The following is a 17714-nucleotide window of genomic DNA, read 5'->3' on the forward strand; positions in this document are numbered from 1 at the left end:
GATAAGCGCTATATAACCAGAAGCTATTAAAGGTGAAGGCTTAAGGGTGAACGGTGTTGGGTCAAGGGTGTTGGCTCAAGGATGGTTGCACCAGATTTCGATACCATCTTATTAGTATGGGGTATGGGTAAAACATAGCTAATCCAAGACACGCCCATACTAATAAGACCCATACTAATAAGACCCATACTAAGTAAACGCGAGGTGCTTTTCGCCCTTCCGGAGTCAGAATCCTAGTCAGAATCCTATGAACTGGTGGCAAAAACTTACCAAGAACCCTCTCGCCCGTTTTGGGGCATTGCTATTATTGACGTTTTATCTAATTGTCATTGCAGCAGATGTTGTTGCTCCCTATGATCCTTATGTGTCTCAGCCAGATGGTTCCCTGCTACCACCTACCAAGATCTACTGGCGTAACCAGCAAACCAAAAAGTTTATTGGTCCCCATGTCTATCCCACAACCCAAGGACCAACGGATTTAGAGACAGGCGATCGCAAACTGATTGTAGACTGGCAAAAGCCTTCGCCAGTGGGTCTATTTGTTCCAGTTCCGGAGTATAAGTTGTTTAGAGTGATTCCCTTCAACCGTCACCTGTTCGGTACAGTGGGTGAGGGTAAGATTAATCTATTAGGTACCGATGAGCAAGCTCGTGATCAGTTTAGTCGCTTGGTGTATGGGGGTCGGATTAGTCTTAGTATTGGTCTAGTGGGAATTGCGATCTCCTTTCCCCTTGGTCTAATCATTGGGGGAATTTCTGGCTATTTCGGCGGCTGGGTAGATGGGATCATCATGCGTCTGGTAGAAGTTTTGATGACTATTCCTGGTATTTACCTACTCGTCGCCTTAGCTGCTGTGCTACCACCTGGTTTAACTAGTGCCCAACGGTTTTTGTTAATTGTTTTGATTACCTCGTTTATTAGCTGGTCTGGCTTAGCACGAGTGATCCGAGGACAGGTGTTATCGATTAAGGAGCGGGAATTTGTCCAAGCTGCCAAAACTATGGGGGCGAATCCCTTTTATATCATTGTACGGCACGTTCTGCCCCAGACAGCTTCCTATGTGATTATATCAGCAACCTTGGCAGTTCCTGGTTTCATTGTGGCCGAGTCGGTACTGAGTTTAATTGGGTTGGGAATTCAGCAACCGGACCCGTCCTGGGGAAATTTGTTGTCTTTGGCAACCAATGCCTCAATCATCGTGCTACAGCCTTGGTTGATTTGGCCCCCAGCACTGCTGATTATTCTGACGGTGTTGGCGTTTAATTTACTTGGGGATGGGTTGCGGGATGCTCTCGATCCTAGAAGTTTACAGCGCTAGCTATTTTAATACTCAAGGGGGAAGGATGGGTCGAGTTTGGAAAAAGCCTTTTTTTCTGGGTTCAATCATCAGCCTTGCTCTCCTTGAGCGCTAGCCCTTACCACAATAGTCCACAGACTTCAGTTTTAACAAAAAATCTCAGGGAACAATAATATTATAAATAGAATGTTTTGTGGCTGTGTTTACCCATTATCAAATACTTACTGGCTCAGACAATAATATATAAAATACGGATCTTCCGTACTTGTTATGCTAAATAAACACTTTAGCTAAGGGAGCAGGGAGTAGTGTAAAGAGGCCGTATTCAGAAAATTTTGTTAGTTAAATAGCCTCATTTTCCTTATACAGTAAGCTTTATGAGTTTTTTAAGTTGAAATTTAGCATAAAAGGTACTGAAGAACCTAAAATACAAACCCAATCCAGAGCAAAGAAGAATATCACGGCAATTAAACAATAGTAAATCTGGCTAGTGGCTGTTATCATTTTGCGCTCCAATTAATTTTAACATAGTACTATTTTTGGCAACGATAAATACTGTAAAAAAGACCTAGTTTCGATAAAAAAAATATTTTTTGTTTCTTTATAATCATCGACAATTCCTTGTCTGTTTCTTTACAGTCCATGTGGCAAGACAGTAGCAGTTAGAAGAGACATACAGACTGGGGACATGAAAGCATTATCAGTGGCAAGTGTTACGGCACCATCTAATCTACCCAAGGAGTCACCTCCTCAAGAGTATCGGAGTGAGTATCCCTTCCGGACACTACTTTATCTCTACCGCCAAGACCTAGGTAAAATCGGACTGTCGATGGCGGTGTATGTGATCAAACACAGTCCGGAATGGATCAGACCATTGGTGATTGCTAATGTAATTGATATTATTGCCAACCCAAGCACTCACCCACTGTCGGAGTTATGGATTAATGGGGCTATCTTAGGGATTTCTGTAGTGCAAAATATCCCCACCCATTACTTACACATCCGGTTTATGAGTCTCGCGACTCGCAACATGGAGTCGAATCTGCGCTCACTAATCACCCAGCAGCTGCAACTGCTTTCAATTGGGTTCTACAAAAATAACAGCAAGGGAGCACTACAAACCAAACTCTTGCGGGATGTGGAACAAATTCAAGGGTTGGCAACAACCCTGTTCCAGTTTGTCCCTGCAGCTATGCTAACTATCTTAGTAGCAATTGTCGCTACTGCTATTCGTGCTCCTTGGTTCCTGCTGTTCTTCCTGGGAACTGTCCCAGCGGCTGTGATTTTGATCTCGGTACTCAGAGGACCGATTCGCGATCGCAATTCTGCTTTCCGACAACAACTAGAAGAAATGGCAGCTAGCTTAATCGAGATGATTCAGCTAATCCCAGTCACACGAGCTCATGGTGCTCAACAGACTGAGATAGAAAGGATTGATGGCAAGTTAGTGACGGTCAAACAGGCAGCGGTGCGACTTGACTCGATTAACGCCATCACCGATTCTTCTTCTTGGGTAACCCTACGGTTATTCAGTCTGGTTTGCTTGATCACCTCAGCCTGGTTAGTCTATACCAAGCAATGGGCAATCACAGTGGGGGATGTGGTGTTACTGACTGGTTATTTTGATTCCCTGACTAGCTCGATAGTGCAAATTTTAGCTGTATTGCCACAGATTGGCAAAGGTTTTGAATCCATTCGCTCAGTGGGTGAAATTATCGAGTGTCCTGACCTAGAGCGCAATCCTGGTAAGATAGCTCTGCAACAGGTGCGTGGTGAATTCACCTTTGAGTCGGTTAGTTATAAGTATCCCGATACGGAACAGTTTGCCATTCAAGACTTTTGTCTACAGGTCAATCCTGGGGAAACCATTGCCATCGTCGGACCATCCGGAGCCGGAAAATCTACCTTATTAAGTTTAATTATTGGTTTCATGGCTCCCACGACCGGAAGAGTTTTACTAGATGGTACAGATATGAGTAGCCTCGACCTACAGACCTATCGGAAATTCCTATCAGTGGTTTCCCAGGAGACTATCTTATTTGAAGGTACGGTACGAGAGAATATTGTGTATGGCAGTAAACAATTGGATGAAGAACAGTTAATCAAGGCGATTCAGGATGCCAATGCTTTAGAATTTATTCAGGAATTGCCCTCGGGACTTGATACTCTAATTGGGGAAAATGGGGCAAAACTTTCTGGTGGTCAACGGCAACGACTAGCTATTGCTCGTGCTTTAATTCGTAATCCACGGGTGTTAGTTCTCGATGAAGCAACATCGTCTCTAGATACTGCTTCGGAAGCTTTGATTCAGGACGCTTTGGAACACTTGATGGAAAACCGCACAACGTTTGTGGTAGCTCATCGCCTGTCAACGATTCGGAAAGCTGACCGGATTGTAGTTATGGAACGAGGGCATATTGTAGAAGTTGGCAATCACGCTCAACTGCTGGCGAAACATGGAACCTATACACAATTACATTCATTACAGATCTAGCAGTTATCAATGGGGTGAGGTACTTTCATTATGGGTTTTAGGGAACAGGGAACAGCGGATCTGGGAACAGGAAAAAAATCCTGTGTATCTCATAGCTATGAGAAATGCTATATCACTGAGGCAAATCACCGAACTGTTCTCGATAACGAGCTAACAATGACTCCATTTGAGCTAATTGCTCCTGAGCTTGTTGCTTTTGCTGACATTCTTGTTCGGCTCGTTGCTTTTCGAGTTCGGCTGCTTCAGTAGGGGTAGGAACTAGTTGTCCTTCTGCGGTAAACCAACGTAATTTTGAGTCATAAATTCCCAAATATAGTGCCAACTGTTGACTCCACAACCAACCTTCTTGATTAGGCTCAAGTTCGAGATAACAACCATCTACCAAGTGGAAGCCCTTCAATTCCAGGGTGTTGGGGTCAAACCAGAAATAGTCGGGAGTACGGAATGTATCCTGGTAGATTTGTTTCTTTAATCCTCGGTCCGTATCTGCCGTGGTAGGGGAAATAATTTCTACAATCACATTCGGATACTTCCCCTCTTCTTGCCACACTACCCAACTATTCCGAGGTTTGCGCTCAGTTTGCAGCACCACAAAAAAGTCAGGCCCACGAAATTCTTCAGACTTACGTTGTCGAGGACTGTAATAAATAGTCAGATTTCCCGAGACATAGAAATCATCACGCTCATCCCACAACCACTCTAGGCATTGGATGAGTAGGGTCATTTGTAGTCGATGTAGATCAGTTTCCAAAGGTGGTTCGTCACTGAGTAAATCCCTAGGGGGTAATATAACATCTTCCGGTACAGTTGTTGCAGTTTCTGTTGCAGTTTCTGTTGGCGTTTTTAATTCTTGAGTCAAAGACATGGCAGCTAGGCTACAATGGGTGCATCTCATATTTGAAAATATTACGTAGGGTGCGTTAGGGGCGGCTCGCCGTCATTTTCCAGCTCGTAGCCAGCTTTGGGAAAGTCCGCCCCGTAACGCACCACCGAATCAAACAGCAAAAATGAGATGCACCCGGCTACAATAAATAGGTGGTACTTATTAGTCTATAGCAATTAGACGATTTGTCAGGTAAAAACTTTGTTTTTTTAGGGAGCAGGGAGCAGGGAGCAGGGAGCAGGGAAGATGCAAGAGGCAATAGGGAAAAAATAATGTATACATCATAGCTATAAAAAACGCTATATTCACGTAATATCTGAACAAATTTTCAAAATTATCAATCTCTGATCGCAACCATTCAGATAATAAATTATCACAGCGTTTTTCATAACTATCAGGTGCCCCTGTTTCCTTTGCTATAGCTGAATGCTGAATGCTGATAATTTAGCATTCGCTTTTTTTTTTATCCTAAAATTACCCCCGGAAAAAAAATTTATAAAAACCCTTGAAAATTATAAATATAATCATTACAATAATCATTGTACCCGAAATTTAGTTTTTTACTCATGTCTACAGACTTTATTCCGAATCACGACAATAATCCTAAGAAACAACGTATTAAGTCCATTAAGGGCTCTCCTGAAGCAGTTACCAAGACTATTTACGGTCTTTCTGCACTGGGGTATGGGTCGGTTTCCGACTGGAGCCCTTTGCAAGCAACCGGCATTCCGGGGCAAGTAATTAGTTTTGCAACCAAGTATCAAACTTGGCGTTAATAGGTTAAATTTATGGGGGGGTTTCCCCCCTGGTATGGTCCGGTAGGATCACATCCGGATTGATTCGGAAACTGATAGACATGACATAACGTTTACAGCATTGATATAGCCGTGGATAGTATTTCTACGGCTATTTTTTTTTGTAAGCTATCAGCTATCAGCTATCAGCTATCAGCTATCAGCTAATGCGCTACGCGAACAGCTATCGGCTTACAGCAAATTTTGCCCCCCTAGCCCCCCAAATTTGGGGGGAAATTGAGTTAAAGTCCCCCGCCCCCCTAACCCCCCAATTTTGGGGGGAATTAGCGGATGCTTCGCTTTTTGATAGTCGGGGATTTAGGGGGCTTGCAGCTAAAGGTAGTGAGGTCAATTCATCTTAAAACGGCTGTATGATTGGGGCTACACCTATGGTGTGCAGTGCCTAGTAACGGGTTTTGTCAGCTGATCTGTATCAAGCACTGCCCACCCTACATCAACTAAAATCAATTAAATTGATCGTAATGACCACCTATTGCAAAACTATAAACATAGTTATCATCAAATTTGTAAATAAGGCGATCTTTTTGAGAAATTATTCTTGACCATAACCCCGATAAATTATGTTTTAACGGTTCAGGTTTTCCCATTCCTTTAGCGGGATCGTATCTCAGCATTTCTTTGATGATTTTACAAAGGGTTTGATGGAGTTTTTTGTCTTTTTTACGAAGTTCTTCGTAAATCTCCCAAGTTTTGCCCTCAAATACTAAGTATCTCATCTAGTTCTTCCTGATTGGGAGAGTAGCCTTTATTTTGGGTATGGGTAGCTTGAGAACGGTTAATCTGTTCCATTAAATGGCTATTTTGTAATACATACAATGTTTCTTGTTGTTGTTCCCAATCTTCGGCACTAATAATAATAAAGTCTCCCTGATTGGGATCGGTGATTTTGAGGGGAGTATGTTGATTAATGACTTGTTTAATAAAGTCTTGAATGTTAGTCTTAAATTGCTTGATAGGAATAGAGTTCACGGTTTTTTCCTCATTTATACTTAAGTATAGCAGGTTAATATTTCCTTGAGTTGCTTGTAAGCATTCATCTCAAGTCCGGTTGAATACCGATAAGAAAAGTGTATCGAAGGCAGCTTTGCTGAAGTAAAAGAATAAGGTTTCAAGGGAATGGTGCGATCGCATTTAGCGGCTCCAAAAGAGCATCGGAACGGTAGAAGTCGGTTTCAGCTATAACAACCTATTCCTGGGTTTCTGTCGAAAAACGTCTGTAGGTTAATAAACACAACGAGGCAGTAATTATTAAAAAATATTTCTAGTTTATTGACAAGAACTGCTTGTTATACTAAACTACTTGAACTAAAGTTACCTATTCCCTAATCCCTGTTCCCTTTCTTATATATAACTATGGCTAATGAAAGCTAATAAAGTTCTGGAAAAGTATGCAGCAGGAGAAAGGGATTTCCGCAGGGCAAATCTTAGAGGTCAATCGTTTCAGGGGAAAGACCTTTCAGGGGCGGATTTTAGTGAAGCGGATATTAGAGGCACAAATTTTAAGAATGCTATTTTAAGGGATACTAGGTTTTGTAAAGCGAAGGCGGGATTACAAAAACGGTGGGTAATTGTTCTTCTGTTGCTTTCATGGATAACGTCAGGAGTATCAGGATTTACCAGCTTATCTGGTAGGTTTTTAGTAGCGCTTATATTTACCTCTCAAAGCGTGGTAGAGCAAGTCTTCGCCTGGATAGCTTTGGTTGTAATAATTTTCTTATTTATTGTTACCCTTCGTCAAAGTATGGAAAAAGCTGGAACTTTGGCCATAGGCATTGCCGGAGCCGGAGCTTTGATTCTAGCCGTTGCTGGAACCGTGTCTGGAGCCGGAACCGGTGCCCGTACAGGAGCTTTAGCCGGCGTTGCCGGGTTTGTAGGCGCAGTCGGAGCCGGAGCCGGAGCTGGTGCTGCTGCCGTAGTCGTGGGATTTACTCAAGCTCTAGGGGTAGCTGGTGCCGGTGCCGTAGGCGGAGTTTTTGCCTTTGCCGTTGCCGGAGCTGTAGCCTTTGCCGTTGCCGGAGCTGTAGCCTTTACCTTTTCCGGAGCTTTTGCTGGAGAGTTAGCCGGAGTTATAACTATAGTTCTAGCCTTACTTGGGACTTACCTGGGCTGGCGTGCTCTAAAGGGGGACCTCAAAGATGCCTGGATTCGTACTATTGCTATTGCTTTTGCCGCCACAGGAGGTACTAGTTTTTACAAAGCCGATTTAACTAATGTTGATTTTACTGGAGCTACCCTCAAAAGTACAGATTTAAGAGAAGCTAATCTTACTTATACTTGTTGGCACAATACTATTAAGCTTGACCAAGCAAGACTAGGTAATACTATCTTAGCTGATACAGCTGTCAGAGATTTATTGGTTAGTGGTAACGGTTACAATAAGTCTTATGTTAAGGCAAATCTTAGGGGGGCAAATTTAACAGGAGCTAATCTAAATAAAGCTAATCTAAAACTTGCTGATATTAGCGAAGCCACTTTAGAGGATGCTAATTTAGAATGGGCTAATTTAACGGAAGCTCAAGCAGTTGGTACTGATTTTACTAATGCTTATTTTACCGGAGCTTGTTTAGAAGCGTGGAATATTGATTCAACAACTAGGTTTACTGATGTTGATTGTCAGTATGTGTTTTTACTAGAGAATCCCAATGCTATGGGAAGTCGAGAGCGCCGCCCCCATGACTCTAATCGTGTTTTTGAACCAGGGGATTTTGAAAAGCTTTATCAGCAGGTTATGAATACGGTGCAGATTCTTCTGCGTAATGGGGTTAATCCAGAAGCATTTCGTCACGCCTTTCAAGAGTTAATAGCGGAAAATCCTGAAATTACTGGTGATTCGATTCAAGCAATTGAGAAGAAGGGAAATGATATTTTACTGACGTTGGAAGTTCCAGAATCAACAGATAAGGGGAAAGTTGAAATAGAATTTTTTGCAGTTTATGAAGCTAGACTGGAAGCAGCGAAACAAACGGCTCTGCTAGAAGCGGAAAGAAGTCATCTCAAGGATGTTAAGGAAATTGTTAGGGCTGCTTTCACTAGTAATCAGTTATCGAATCCTACAATAAATATTACAAATACAGTTCAAACGGATAATGATATTTCAGATAATTCACAGAGTTTTGATATAGATAAAATTCAAGCTAATAATCCTAAGGTTAATACTATGTCTAACATTCAAGGTAATCAATTCAATGACTCTAATCTTGTCAATGATTCTAATTTTGGTGGTATTGCTGGAAGAGATTACACAGGGAAGGTTATACATCACCCTGCTTCTGACAAAAACCTACCAGAAGCAGCAGCTGAAATTCAGCAACTTCTAAACCAACTATCCCACACTAATTCCACTAGTACTGAGATTGAGAAGTTAACAGTTGTAGCAAGGGCTGCTGAAGAAATCAAGAATAACCCAACTCTAAAAGCTAAGGTGGTCAATGCTCTGAAAGCTGGAGGAGTAGAAGCGTTTAAAGAAGCGATAGACCATCCTTTAGTTAACATTTTAATGGCTACCATTGAAGGATGGACAGAAGTTTAGGGGTAAGTAATCAGCTATCAGTGGCGTAGGGTGTGTTAGGGACGGGCTCCCCTTGATTTTCCCCCTGTTAAAATCCGTTGAGACAGCCCGGCCCGTAACGCACCACCGGGTCAAACTAGAGATCATTCCCCCTTGCCTCAGCGCAGCCCTATAAATAATTTGTCTGTCGATAACTTAAGATTCGGAAAAATAGAAGATTTGACACAATCCCCTCTACGAAACATAACTTTCTGATATTGATCATCTACCATACAGCAGACCGTTACCGTGGGTTGTTTAGGGCTACCAATAAAGTATTTTCCACCAATACCGAGATAATCCACAATCCAGTATTCTGGAATTCCCAAAGCTTCATAATCTTCATACTTACGAGCATAATCATGCTGCCAGTTTGTACTAACGACTTCAACCACAAGTTTTACAGTAGTACCCAGAGTTATCACTGGTTCCCTTGCCCAAAGTGGTTCGTTGATTAGTTCTCCTTCATCAAGCACAACCAGATCTGGTCTGAAAGCGTTGAAGGTTTCCAAGGGCTGAATTAAGCAACGGTGTGGAATAAAATAAGGTACATCTAAACGATCTATTTCTACATTAAGCTTTCGGCTAATCAACGCCACGACTTGCTCGTGGGAGCCAGTTGGTTCTATCTCAATTAGCTCTCCATCAATCAGTTCGTAACGTTCATCGTCTCCATACTGAGCAATAAATTCTTCTGGACTGATACCGGTTTTGGTTGCTGATAGAATCATAGGGAACAGGGAACAGGGAACAGGGAACAGGGAACAGGGAAGAGATAAGAGGCAATAGTGCTTAGCCTATTGTAGGGTGTGCTCAAAGTAATCAATATCTGCTGCTTCAACCGATTGATTATAAGAGGTTGTCTGAGAAGTCTCATTTGCTACATATAAGCCCCCTAAATCCCCCAATTTTGGGGGACTTTTACCAGCAAATAGATTCTTGTTACCCCCAGAATTGGGGGGCTAGGGTGGCAAAATTCAGTATCAAAAAACTTTTCAGATATCCTCTAAGGAAGGCACCACCCAAACCCCTTTATTTTTAAACTTGTTACCCTAATATTTTATCTTTTATTGTGAGTTACAATAACTTTATCGGACTTATAATCCGAACGCCCGTAGGTTAAGAGAGTCAAAAATGATGCCAACAAGTCACTTAAATCAAATTTTAGAAATGATTGACGCTCTTTCTTTAGAGGAACAAAACGATTTAATTAATCTTATTAGGCATAGACAAATTTAACAAAGAAGAGAATAAATTGCTGTTAATATTACTAAAGCTCACCAAGACTATCAACAAGGTAAGGTTTTTCGGGGTACAGTTGATGATGTGATCGCTGAATTAAACGATTGATTCAGGAATAGCGGCAACTAAAATAGAGATAAACAAAGCAACTTGTAGACACCCTCATGAATTCAAAAACTAGCTTGATCGCTCGCATTACTCAAACCCCTGGTCAGTGTGGTGGTCGTCCCTGCATTCGAGGGATGCGAATTCGAGTTACCGATATTTTAGAAATGTTGGCTGAAAATGTTAGTGTTACTGAAATTTTAGAAGATTTCCCTGATTTGGAACTGGCAGATATTCAAGGTTGTTTGCTTTTTGCTGCACGACGCAATTAGGAGCGAGCCCTTGGGTGGTGCGTTACGGAGCGGGCTGTTGTAACAGTCGCTACGAAGTTTAACATGAGGGCAAGCCCGCTCCTAACACACCCTACGCACGACGCACCCTACGCACTATTCCCTGTTCCCTGTTCCCTTTTCCCTATTAACTACTATTTATAAGTATTCAAGCAAACATGATCTGACCAATTAACTTAATTGAGCTACTACCTGATTTGCCAATAAGGTTTCATTAGTGAGTAAATCATCAACAGTAACTCTCAAGTAACGTTCAGCATCAACTTGAAACTGGAGTTTAATGCGATCGCTTCCGGGATTGCCCAGGGGTGTTAAGTTAGCCACACTTCTTGCCCCATCCCTGTCATTGAGGGGTTGCACAGCAGTTTGACCCTGGCCTAACTGACGAGTAATCAAGCGATCGCCTTCAAAATAAATCTCTGTGCCACCAGTTTGGGAGCCTAACTCTCCTAAAATTAGCTCTATACTCGGTTGATTCTCTACCGAAGCTCCTAAGAATAGTTCTACAGGCTCACTCATCGGGTAAGGCTGTCCTTCTCTAATGATAGAGTGCCAGTTGTGACGCTTTAACCGTCTATCCCAATAGCGAATTCCGTAGCTATGGTAGAGGAAATCTTGGACTTCGATACCTTGGCTGAGCTGAAGTGCGCCAGTTGCGATCGCTTCAAAGGGTTTTTGGCAACGAACCTTGCTTGAGTCGAAATACTGGTTTACCCATGCCTGAACTGCTGGGATCTTCACCGTGCCACCCACTAACAAGACACCATCTATATCTGGCACTTCTATACCGCTGCGTCTTGCTTGTTGCAGCACTTCTGTCATCCTATCATCAAGGCTATCAAAAAACTGGTGTTCTTTGAGGATAGTTTCAAAAGTATCGCGGTCTAGTTTTAGTTCGTAACTCTCGAAGGTTTCATCATTAAAATAGACTTCTGTAGCTTCAGACTGCTCAGATAGTTGAATTTTCAGGCGTTCTGCGAGTCGAGTAGTCAAAGGCGATCGCATTAACCCTTGAGTTTCCACAAAATAATCCACCAGCCAGTTATCAATATCTGTCCCACCCAAGTTTTGTCCCACTTTCGCCAGCACACGGGCAATCTTCACCTTCTGGCTAGACTCTTCACCAAAGGACTTTTGCCCCCACTTAAGAATAAACCCGAGAGGTTTTTTATTCCCTTGAGCCTCCTGATTCAGCTGCACCAGAGATAAATCCAGGGTGCCACCACCAAAGTCTATAACTAACAGAGTATCCCCTTCGGCAATACCATAGCCCAAGGCAGCCGCTGTCGGTTCATCCAACATCCTCACCTGTTCCACTGGCAACGATTGACAGATGCCACTAAGCCAATGGCGGTAAGCTTCAAAGCTATCCACAGGCACAGTCAGAATCACCGATTCAATGGCAGAATCCCCCGCCTCTGACTGGAGGGCTGATAGCTGTTCAATAATTTGGTTGAGGAACCATTCCCCAACTTGTTCAAAGGTGATCCCGATGCCATCCAGTTCTGGCAGAAATCCCTGAACCTCAGCACCAATCCCCCGTTTGAAGCTGCGGAAGAATCGAGGGTCACTGGTGAGATCCAATCCGCGATCGCGTACTGCCTGTCCAACAATCACCTTACCCTGAGCAGCATCTTCCACATACACCAAACTGGGAATTAAGGGAGGATTTTGACTAAGTTGCAGAGCAAGTCCTGGTAACGTGATCGTTTCTGGCGTTTCCGTGACAGGGTTCCAGCGAGTGATTACCGTATTGCTCGTGCCAAAGTCAATAGCGTAGGACGTAGTACTGGTGCTAGGCATTAATGTTTATTGAACTGATCTTATTAATATTATTTATTAATAAATATCAGTTTATGGCCGAACTACTCAATAGACTTCTTGCAGAAGTAGGGAACAGGGAACAGGGAACAGGGAACAGTGGACAAGAATTGACATAAACACTATCATAAAAATACTTTTGCAAGAGGTCTAATAACCGGAGCTGTACCCAGGAAGACGCTTTAGCAATCCCTATCGGAATTGTCATAATTTTTAATCCCATATTCCCGATTCCCGATTCCCGATTCCCGATTCCCGATTCCCTGTTCCCTATTCCCTGTTCCCTTTAGACCTCCAACTCTTGCCTAAAGCTTAGCCATGCTGTCATCGCCTCTGGATTAGATGCTACTCCTTTTTGCATCAAAATCACACCATCTTTAAAATCAATGATGCCATACTCGTTAGTCTTGGTGACCCGGTCAATCATGTTAACTAAGGAGCGCAACCGCTGACCATCATGCTTAAAGGCAATTTGATAGCGTTGTAACCGCCATAAATCTGCGATCGCATAATCCACCTTCACCACCTCGCCATTATCATTGCGCAACTGTAAATCGGCTAAGCGGATGACTTCCCGACGTCCTGACAGATGAGGCACTAGATAGGTAGTGGCTGAGACACTAGCATTTCGAGGAATCTGAGCCAGTAATGACCGGATCGACCCCACACGAGACCACTGTTGGGTTAAGGGAACATAGACGAAGGGTTGGTAGGAATCCGGAAGCAGGAAATAAAAGGTTCGATTTGGGCTAGAGGTAATGGTCAACACTACCGCAAGGGTTAGACAAAAAATCCAAAAGCGCCGAAACTTAGACCTAGCCGAGATCACAGCTTGACTAAATTGGGGATGAGCTGACCACCAAAGTATCGCGCCATAAAATAGCCCAGGTACTACGGTCATCGCATAGCGGATATTAATCGCAAGCACTGATTGACCTTTACCCAACAGGAGTTTTAGCAAAGGAAATGCTGCGATAGACCAAGAAGCGGGAGCAATAGCTGGTATAAATGCTAATGGTAACCATTGACCTAATAAATACTGAATGGTGCCAAAAAAGGGAGTAAACAGTTCTACTAGTAAAAGCCAGGGATTGGTCACCATACCCTTAATAATCTCCAGGGTAGACGCCTCATCCCCATCAGCGTACTGACCAAAACGCTCGATCATGAACCGTTGAGAAATATCTTCCGAAAATATAGGCATAATTAGATTGGTCAAGACAAGTATGTAACCGAAACTGAGGGTACAAACTGCCAGACCAATGCGAGGGTAGCGCCGACTGACAATTAAATAGAATCCCACACCAAACAAACCTATGCCGGAATCTTCCCGTACAGCTAAAATCAAAATTGCCAGCAACCAAAACAGCCACCACCAGCGTTTTTCCATAGCTAGCAGTAGCCCAAACACAAACAGCGGAATTTGGCAGATGTCATGGAAGTTGGCTAAGGTCGGACCAAGAATAGCATTAGCACAGTAAAAGCTAACCGTAATCATTGCTGCTAACATCGGTTGCAGATACTGTCTGGCCAGGATATACAAAACAACACCAGCAGCTGTTACCAAGGTTACCTGCAAAACCGTTAGGGTAGCGGGAAATGGGAACAAAGCATATAACGGTAACCAAAGTAATAGCGCAGGAGTAAAGTGTTGCCCTAATCGGTGGTAATATACATTTGGAACTTCCCCATTATGAACTACATTAGTAGACAGTTGGGATGAAAGAGTACTCTGAAAGACACGACCGTGACTGCCATTCCAGAAGACTTGATTAAAAATTCCTTGATCGTAGGAAGAATAAAAAGTATAGTGTCGATGTAGAGTAAAAATTAAGGTGAATAAAAAAAATGCGATCGCCGCAGTAATAACAAGTTTTAAACCAGGTTTTTTTGTCATTTGTCCTTTGTCATTTGTCCTTGGTATTAAGCTCCATACATAAAGTTTCGCTTTTTGAAAACTACTCTTGTTTTAAACACACCCGAACTAAATCCCTACAAAGGTAATTGCTAATTGCTACTACTCCCGAGCCCTTGCCAATCAGCACTTATCACGTCACACGTCTGACATCTGACTTCCCCATTACTTACTATGGGGATTTTAATCGTAAATGTTGTACCAACGCCCAATTGACTAGTCAGTTCAATCTCTCCCTGATGCTGTTCCACACAGCGTTTCACAATCGATAATCCCAGACCAGTCCCTTGAATTGTTCCCACATTTTTTGCTCGATAAAAAGACTCGAAAATTTGATTTTGGTCTGCTTCAGCAATTCCAATTCCTTTATCCTGGATGCGGAACACAACCAACTGCTGTTTCAGATCACAGGTTAGGTTAAAGGTCACGATTTCATGAGAAGGAGAATACTTTAGAGCATTGGTAAGCAGATTAGTTATAATGTAATGTATAAGCTTATCATCCATACAGACTTCTGTATAGACCCCGTCAGAGGTAAAAACAATCCGATTGCGGCTGGCTTCATCTAGGCATAGTTCTGCAATTAAATCCTGGCAGAATTGCTCTAAGTTCATCGGAGTTGGAATAAATTCTAGCCGACCTACTTCAGCTTGACCGATTAGCAACACCTCTTCCATCAACTCAGTCATGCGCTCTACTGAAATAGTAATTCGTTTTAGATAACGGTGCTTTTGCTCCTGAGTGGCCAGATTACCATAGCGCTTAAGTAATTCAGCGGCAGTTAGGATCACACTGAGGGGATTACGGAATTCGTGGCAAACGGTGGAGACGAACTGGGAGCGGAAATCTTGGATTTCTTGCTCTTTTTCCAACACCTGCTCTAACATTTCTGTCTGAGGATCCTCGCTGATATCCCAAAACGCGAGCACTACTCCATTCACGTTTCCCAGTTGGTCTTTTAGGGGTGAAGCACTATTACCAACGGCAATTCGACCACCATCCTTTGTAATCAAAGCGTTATGCTCGCCCAGATAGACAACTTGTCCGGTCTTGATTACTTTATCTAGGGGATACTTGACTAGATTACCAGTCAGATCATTAACAATTGGCAACACTGAGGTCAGATCTCGCCCCCATACCTCGGATTGGTTCCAGCCAGTCAGAGCTTCAGCGGGAGCATTCATAAAGGTAATGATACCTTGGGTCGTGGTAGCAATAACTGCATCATCGATAGAGTTTAAAATGGATGACAACTGAGCTTGGCTGCTCTGCAACGACTGCTCCATCTGGTATTGCTGGAGAGCAATTTCAATAGCAACCCGCAAGTCTCTGTCGTTAAAGGGTTTGGTCACATAACCAAAGGGTTGGGTAACTTTAGCCCCTTGCAAGGTATCTTCATCCCCATAGGCAGTTAAATAGACGATAGGAATACGTAAATGTTCACGGATTTGCCTAGCAGCAGTAATACCATCCATCTTGCCTTTGAGGAAAATGTCCATCAGCACTAAGTCAGGCTTAGTTTGAGCGGCTTTGGTAATGGCTTGAGAGCCAGATGAAGCAGTAGCTGATACCATATACCCCAGTTGCTTAAGCTGGCTAGCAATTGTCTTAGCAACAATAACTTCGTCTTCTACAACTAACACCCTGGTAACCACTATTGTTGTCCTATTGCCTCTACAATTGTTGGTGTTGAGAATACTATTCTGAAAGCTGTGCCCTCGCTATGGCCCTGAAACATACTCCCCTCTAGTTGCTCCGTTGCCAGGTCATAAACTAACGATAATCCTAAAGACTGGGTATTACGCCAATCTAACTGTTCTGGTAAACCAACTCCATTATCTCGGACAATCAATTCAACGTCATCGTCCCCGCTACGGTGCAATTCAATGTGAATCTCACCAGAGCGTCCATTGGGAAACCCGTACTTCAGGGAATTGGATACCAGTTCATTGATGATTAGACCGCAAGGGATGGCCTGATCAATACTGAGCGGAATGGGTTCAATAGTGGTGTGCAACTGAATCCTATCGCTAGTTATTTGATAAGCTACCAGTAAGTTCACGGCTAGGTTCTGGATATAATCGACTACATCCAGGTTGCCTATCACTGAGGCACCATAAAGTTTCTTATGAATGAGAGCCATGGCTTCAAGGCGATGGCGAGCTTCCGACAGGTGTAGTCGGGTTTGGGGTTCATCTATTGTCACAGATTGCAAGTGTAGCAAGCCAGAAACAATTTGTAAGTTGTTTTTGACCCGATGGTGAATTTCTTGGAGCAGCACCTCTTTCTCAACTAGGGTAGCTTTGAGGTTTTCCTCGACCTGTTTGAGCTGTGTGATGTCGATGGCTATGTTATAGATCCGAGTGGGAGTGTTATTAGCATCCTTGAGGAGGTGAGCACGATGGCGAATCCAACTCACAGCTCCATCCGGTCGCAAAATTCTGTAGTCAATATCTTTGGCACCAGTTGACAGCAGGGTTTGCTCTGCCAGTTGATAGGTTTCGAGATCGTCTGGGTGAACCACTGATTCCCACAGGCGTAAGTTTCCGAAGAACTCATTGATACTGCGACCATAGACTTGCTCGGTAGCACTGTTAAGATAAAGCAGTTTGTCAATCGAAGGATCAAAAGACCATACCACTGCTTCTAGGTCAGCCAGAATACTCTCAAGACGTTCTTGGCTCAACTGCCAAGCATGTTCATTTTCCCCCAATTCCTCCTCAAACTGCTGATTGACAGCAACTTCCTGCTGCCATCGCTGATTAGCTGCCACTAATTCCCTTTCTTTTTGAGTCAACTGTTGCTGTAAGTCTTCGACCTTAGTCACGATAGCAGAGAGGATTGCTGCCATGGTGTGGGGGGTCACCACACGTACTACTTGACCTTGCTCATCCACTAGGGGTAGGTGACGAATCTGGTGTTGACGTAATTGGGACTCTACCAAGAAAATGTCCGGTGTCGGTATGATGGGCAAGGTAATTAACTCTTGAGTCATCACATCAGCAATGGAAACCCCTGAGTGTACCATTCCAGCTGTTGCTACTTTGACCACATCCCGTTCTGTAAAAATTCCTACCAATTTCTGGTGCTGTACTACCAGCACATAGCTCCTTCCAGTTTGATTCATCGTAGCGATCGCTTCCGTTACTGGAGTATCGGGAGCAATGGTGAGGGGCTGCTGGTCGCCAGGAAAATTTACAATGGAAAATTGACCAGAAATGCCATTTTTCAGGTAATCTTTAGCTTCCATATAACCCTTGAAGCGCCAAATTATTGGATACTTTTAGGGAGTCGAAAGATAAACA

16 protein-coding genes are annotated in these 17714 nt (G+C 43.2%); 5 read left to right on the forward strand and 11 right to left on the reverse strand.

What is annotated here, in order from left to right; translation table 11 throughout:
- Positions 1–247: 247 nt before the first annotated feature.
- Both F6K51_RS12060 and F6K51_RS12065 read left to right on the forward strand, forming a co-directional pair.
- Positions 248–1318, forward strand: a complete 1071-nt coding sequence (locus tag F6K51_RS12060) for an ABC transporter permease (RefSeq protein ID WP_293020597.1) — start codon at positions 248–250, stop codon at positions 1316–1318.
- Between the two features lie 667 nt (positions 1319–1985).
- On the forward strand, positions 1986–3791 hold the full coding sequence (locus F6K51_RS12065; RefSeq protein ID WP_293020599.1) for an ABC transporter ATP-binding protein: 1806 nt from the start codon (positions 1986–1988) through the stop codon (positions 3789–3791).
- Between the two features lie 112 nt (positions 3792–3903).
- Here F6K51_RS12065 and F6K51_RS12070 read toward each other — a convergent pair whose 3' ends face one another.
- The gene (locus F6K51_RS12070; RefSeq protein ID WP_293020697.1) at positions 3904–4656 is read right to left on the reverse strand and encodes a Uma2 family endonuclease; all 753 of its coding nucleotides are present in this window, start codon (positions 4654–4656) and stop codon (positions 3904–3906) included.
- A 180-nt stretch (positions 4657–4836) separates the two neighbouring features.
- Complete coding sequence (locus tag F6K51_RS12075; protein WP_293020601.1) at positions 4837–4959, reverse strand: hypothetical protein; 123 nt, start codon at positions 4957–4959, stop codon at positions 4837–4839.
- Between the two features lie 281 nt (positions 4960–5240).
- On the opposite strand from F6K51_RS12075, the gene F6K51_RS12080 reads away from it, so the two are divergent.
- Positions 5241–5450 carry a hypothetical protein gene (locus F6K51_RS12080; protein ID WP_293020603.1) on the forward strand — a complete coding sequence of 70 codons (210 nt, stop codon included), beginning with the start codon at positions 5241–5243 and terminating at the stop codon, positions 5448–5450.
- Positions 5451–5932: 482 nt separating this feature from the next.
- Here F6K51_RS12080 and F6K51_RS12085 read toward each other — a convergent pair whose 3' ends face one another.
- Positions 5933–6205, reverse strand: coding sequence for a Txe/YoeB family addiction module toxin (locus tag F6K51_RS12085; protein WP_293020605.1), 273 nt, complete (start codon positions 6203–6205; stop codon positions 5933–5935).
- On the reverse strand, positions 6186–6458 hold the full coding sequence (locus tag F6K51_RS12090; protein WP_075904997.1) for a type II toxin-antitoxin system Phd/YefM family antitoxin: 273 nt from the start codon (positions 6456–6458) through the stop codon (positions 6186–6188). Before F6K51_RS12090 ends, F6K51_RS12085 begins: the two co-directional genes overlap by 20 nt.
- Positions 6459–6849: 391 nt before the next feature.
- On the opposite strand from F6K51_RS12090, the gene F6K51_RS12095 reads away from it, so the two are divergent.
- Positions 6850–9018: a pentapeptide repeat-containing protein gene (locus F6K51_RS12095; protein ID WP_293020607.1), complete on the forward strand. Its 2169-nt coding sequence runs from the start codon at positions 6850–6852 to the stop codon at positions 9016–9018.
- A gap of 137 nt (positions 9019–9155) precedes the next feature.
- Here F6K51_RS12095 and F6K51_RS12100 read toward each other — a convergent pair whose 3' ends face one another.
- Together F6K51_RS12100 and F6K51_RS12105 are read right to left on the reverse strand one after the other, a co-directional pair.
- Positions 9156–9767 (reverse strand): Uma2 family endonuclease, encoded by a 612-nt coding sequence (locus F6K51_RS12100; RefSeq protein ID WP_293020608.1) that lies wholly within the window; start codon positions 9765–9767, stop codon positions 9156–9158.
- A complete protein-coding gene (locus F6K51_RS12105; protein ID WP_293020609.1) occupies positions 9764–9913 on the reverse strand; it encodes a hypothetical protein in 150 nt (49 codons plus the stop codon). The genes F6K51_RS12100 and F6K51_RS12105 overlap by 4 nt, the downstream gene beginning before the upstream one ends.
- A 529-nt stretch (positions 9914–10442) precedes the next feature.
- Here F6K51_RS12105 and F6K51_RS12110 point away from each other — a divergent pair.
- Positions 10443–10655, forward strand: coding sequence for a DUF433 domain-containing protein (locus F6K51_RS12110; RefSeq protein WP_293020610.1), 213 nt, complete (start codon positions 10443–10445; stop codon positions 10653–10655).
- A 189-nt stretch (positions 10656–10844) separates the two neighbouring features.
- On the opposite strand, the gene F6K51_RS12115 is transcribed toward F6K51_RS12110, so the two are convergent.
- The 5 genes from F6K51_RS12115 to F6K51_RS12135 form a co-directional block, all read right to left on the reverse strand.
- A complete protein-coding gene (locus F6K51_RS12115; protein ID WP_293020612.1) occupies positions 10845–12476 on the reverse strand; it encodes an Hsp70 family protein in 1632 nt (543 codons plus the stop codon).
- Positions 12477–12522: 46 nt separating this feature from the next.
- Positions 12523–12702, reverse strand: a complete 180-nt coding sequence (locus F6K51_RS12120; RefSeq protein WP_293020614.1) for a hypothetical protein — start codon at positions 12700–12702, stop codon at positions 12523–12525.
- A gap of 78 nt (positions 12703–12780) precedes the next feature.
- Complete coding sequence (locus F6K51_RS12125; RefSeq protein ID WP_293020616.1) at positions 12781–14391, reverse strand: DUF2079 domain-containing protein; 1611 nt, start codon at positions 14389–14391, stop codon at positions 12781–12783.
- 110 nt (positions 14392–14501) lie between these two features.
- Positions 14502–16064 (reverse strand): ATP-binding protein, encoded by a 1563-nt coding sequence (locus F6K51_RS12130; protein ID WP_293020618.1) that lies wholly within the window; start codon positions 16062–16064, stop codon positions 14502–14504.
- Positions 16064–17659, reverse strand: a complete 1596-nt coding sequence (locus F6K51_RS12135) for a histidine kinase dimerization/phosphoacceptor domain -containing protein (protein WP_293020620.1) — start codon at positions 17657–17659, stop codon at positions 16064–16066. Before F6K51_RS12135 ends, F6K51_RS12130 begins: the two co-directional genes overlap by 1 nt.
- Between the last annotated feature and the right edge of the window lie 55 nt (positions 17660–17714).

It is taken from the genome of Moorena sp. SIO3I8, assembly GCF_010692325.1.
Taxonomy (GTDB): Bacteria; Cyanobacteriota; Cyanobacteriia; order Cyanobacteriales; family Coleofasciculaceae; genus Moorena.

Excerpts from the sequence above, each read along its gene's own strand:
- F6K51_RS12060 (WP_293020597.1), top strand. The coding sequence starts at position 248 with ATGAACTGGTGGCAAAAACTTACCAAGAACCCTCTCGCCCGTTTTGGG.
- F6K51_RS12115 (WP_293020612.1), bottom strand. The coding sequence starts at position 12,476 with ATGCCTAGCACCAGTACTACGTCCTACGCTATTGACTTTGGCACGAGC.
- F6K51_RS12095 (WP_293020607.1), top strand. The coding sequence starts at position 6,850 with ATGAAAGCTAATAAAGTTCTGGAAAAGTATGCAGCAGGAGAAAGGGAT.
- F6K51_RS12100 (WP_293020608.1), bottom strand. The coding sequence starts at position 9,767 with ATGATTCTATCAGCAACCAAAACCGGTATCAGTCCAGAAGAATTTATT.
- F6K51_RS12080 (WP_293020603.1), top strand. The coding sequence starts at position 5,241 with ATGTCTACAGACTTTATTCCGAATCACGACAATAATCCTAAGAAACAA.
- F6K51_RS12085 (WP_293020605.1), bottom strand. The coding sequence starts at position 6,205 with ATGAGATACTTAGTATTTGAGGGCAAAACTTGGGAGATTTACGAAGAA.
- F6K51_RS12110 (WP_293020610.1), top strand. The coding sequence starts at position 10,443 with ATGAATTCAAAAACTAGCTTGATCGCTCGCATTACTCAAACCCCTGGT.
- F6K51_RS12075 (WP_293020601.1), bottom strand. The coding sequence starts at position 4,959 with ATGATGTATACATTATTTTTTCCCTATTGCCTCTTGCATCTTCCCTGC.
- F6K51_RS12070 (WP_293020697.1), bottom strand. The coding sequence starts at position 4,656 with ATGTCTTTGACTCAAGAATTAAAAACGCCAACAGAAACTGCAACAGAA.
- F6K51_RS12065 (WP_293020599.1), top strand. The coding sequence starts at position 1,986 with ATGAAAGCATTATCAGTGGCAAGTGTTACGGCACCATCTAATCTACCC.
- F6K51_RS12120 (WP_293020614.1), bottom strand. The coding sequence starts at position 12,702 with ATGACAATTCCGATAGGGATTGCTAAAGCGTCTTCCTGGGTACAGCTC.
- F6K51_RS12125 (WP_293020616.1), bottom strand. The coding sequence starts at position 14,391 with ATGACAAAAAAACCTGGTTTAAAACTTGTTATTACTGCGGCGATCGCA.
- F6K51_RS12105 (WP_293020609.1), bottom strand. The coding sequence starts at position 9,913 with ATGAGACTTCTCAGACAACCTCTTATAATCAATCGGTTGAAGCAGCAG.
- F6K51_RS12135 (WP_293020620.1), bottom strand. The coding sequence starts at position 17,659 with ATGGAAGCTAAAGATTACCTGAAAAATGGCATTTCTGGTCAATTTTCC.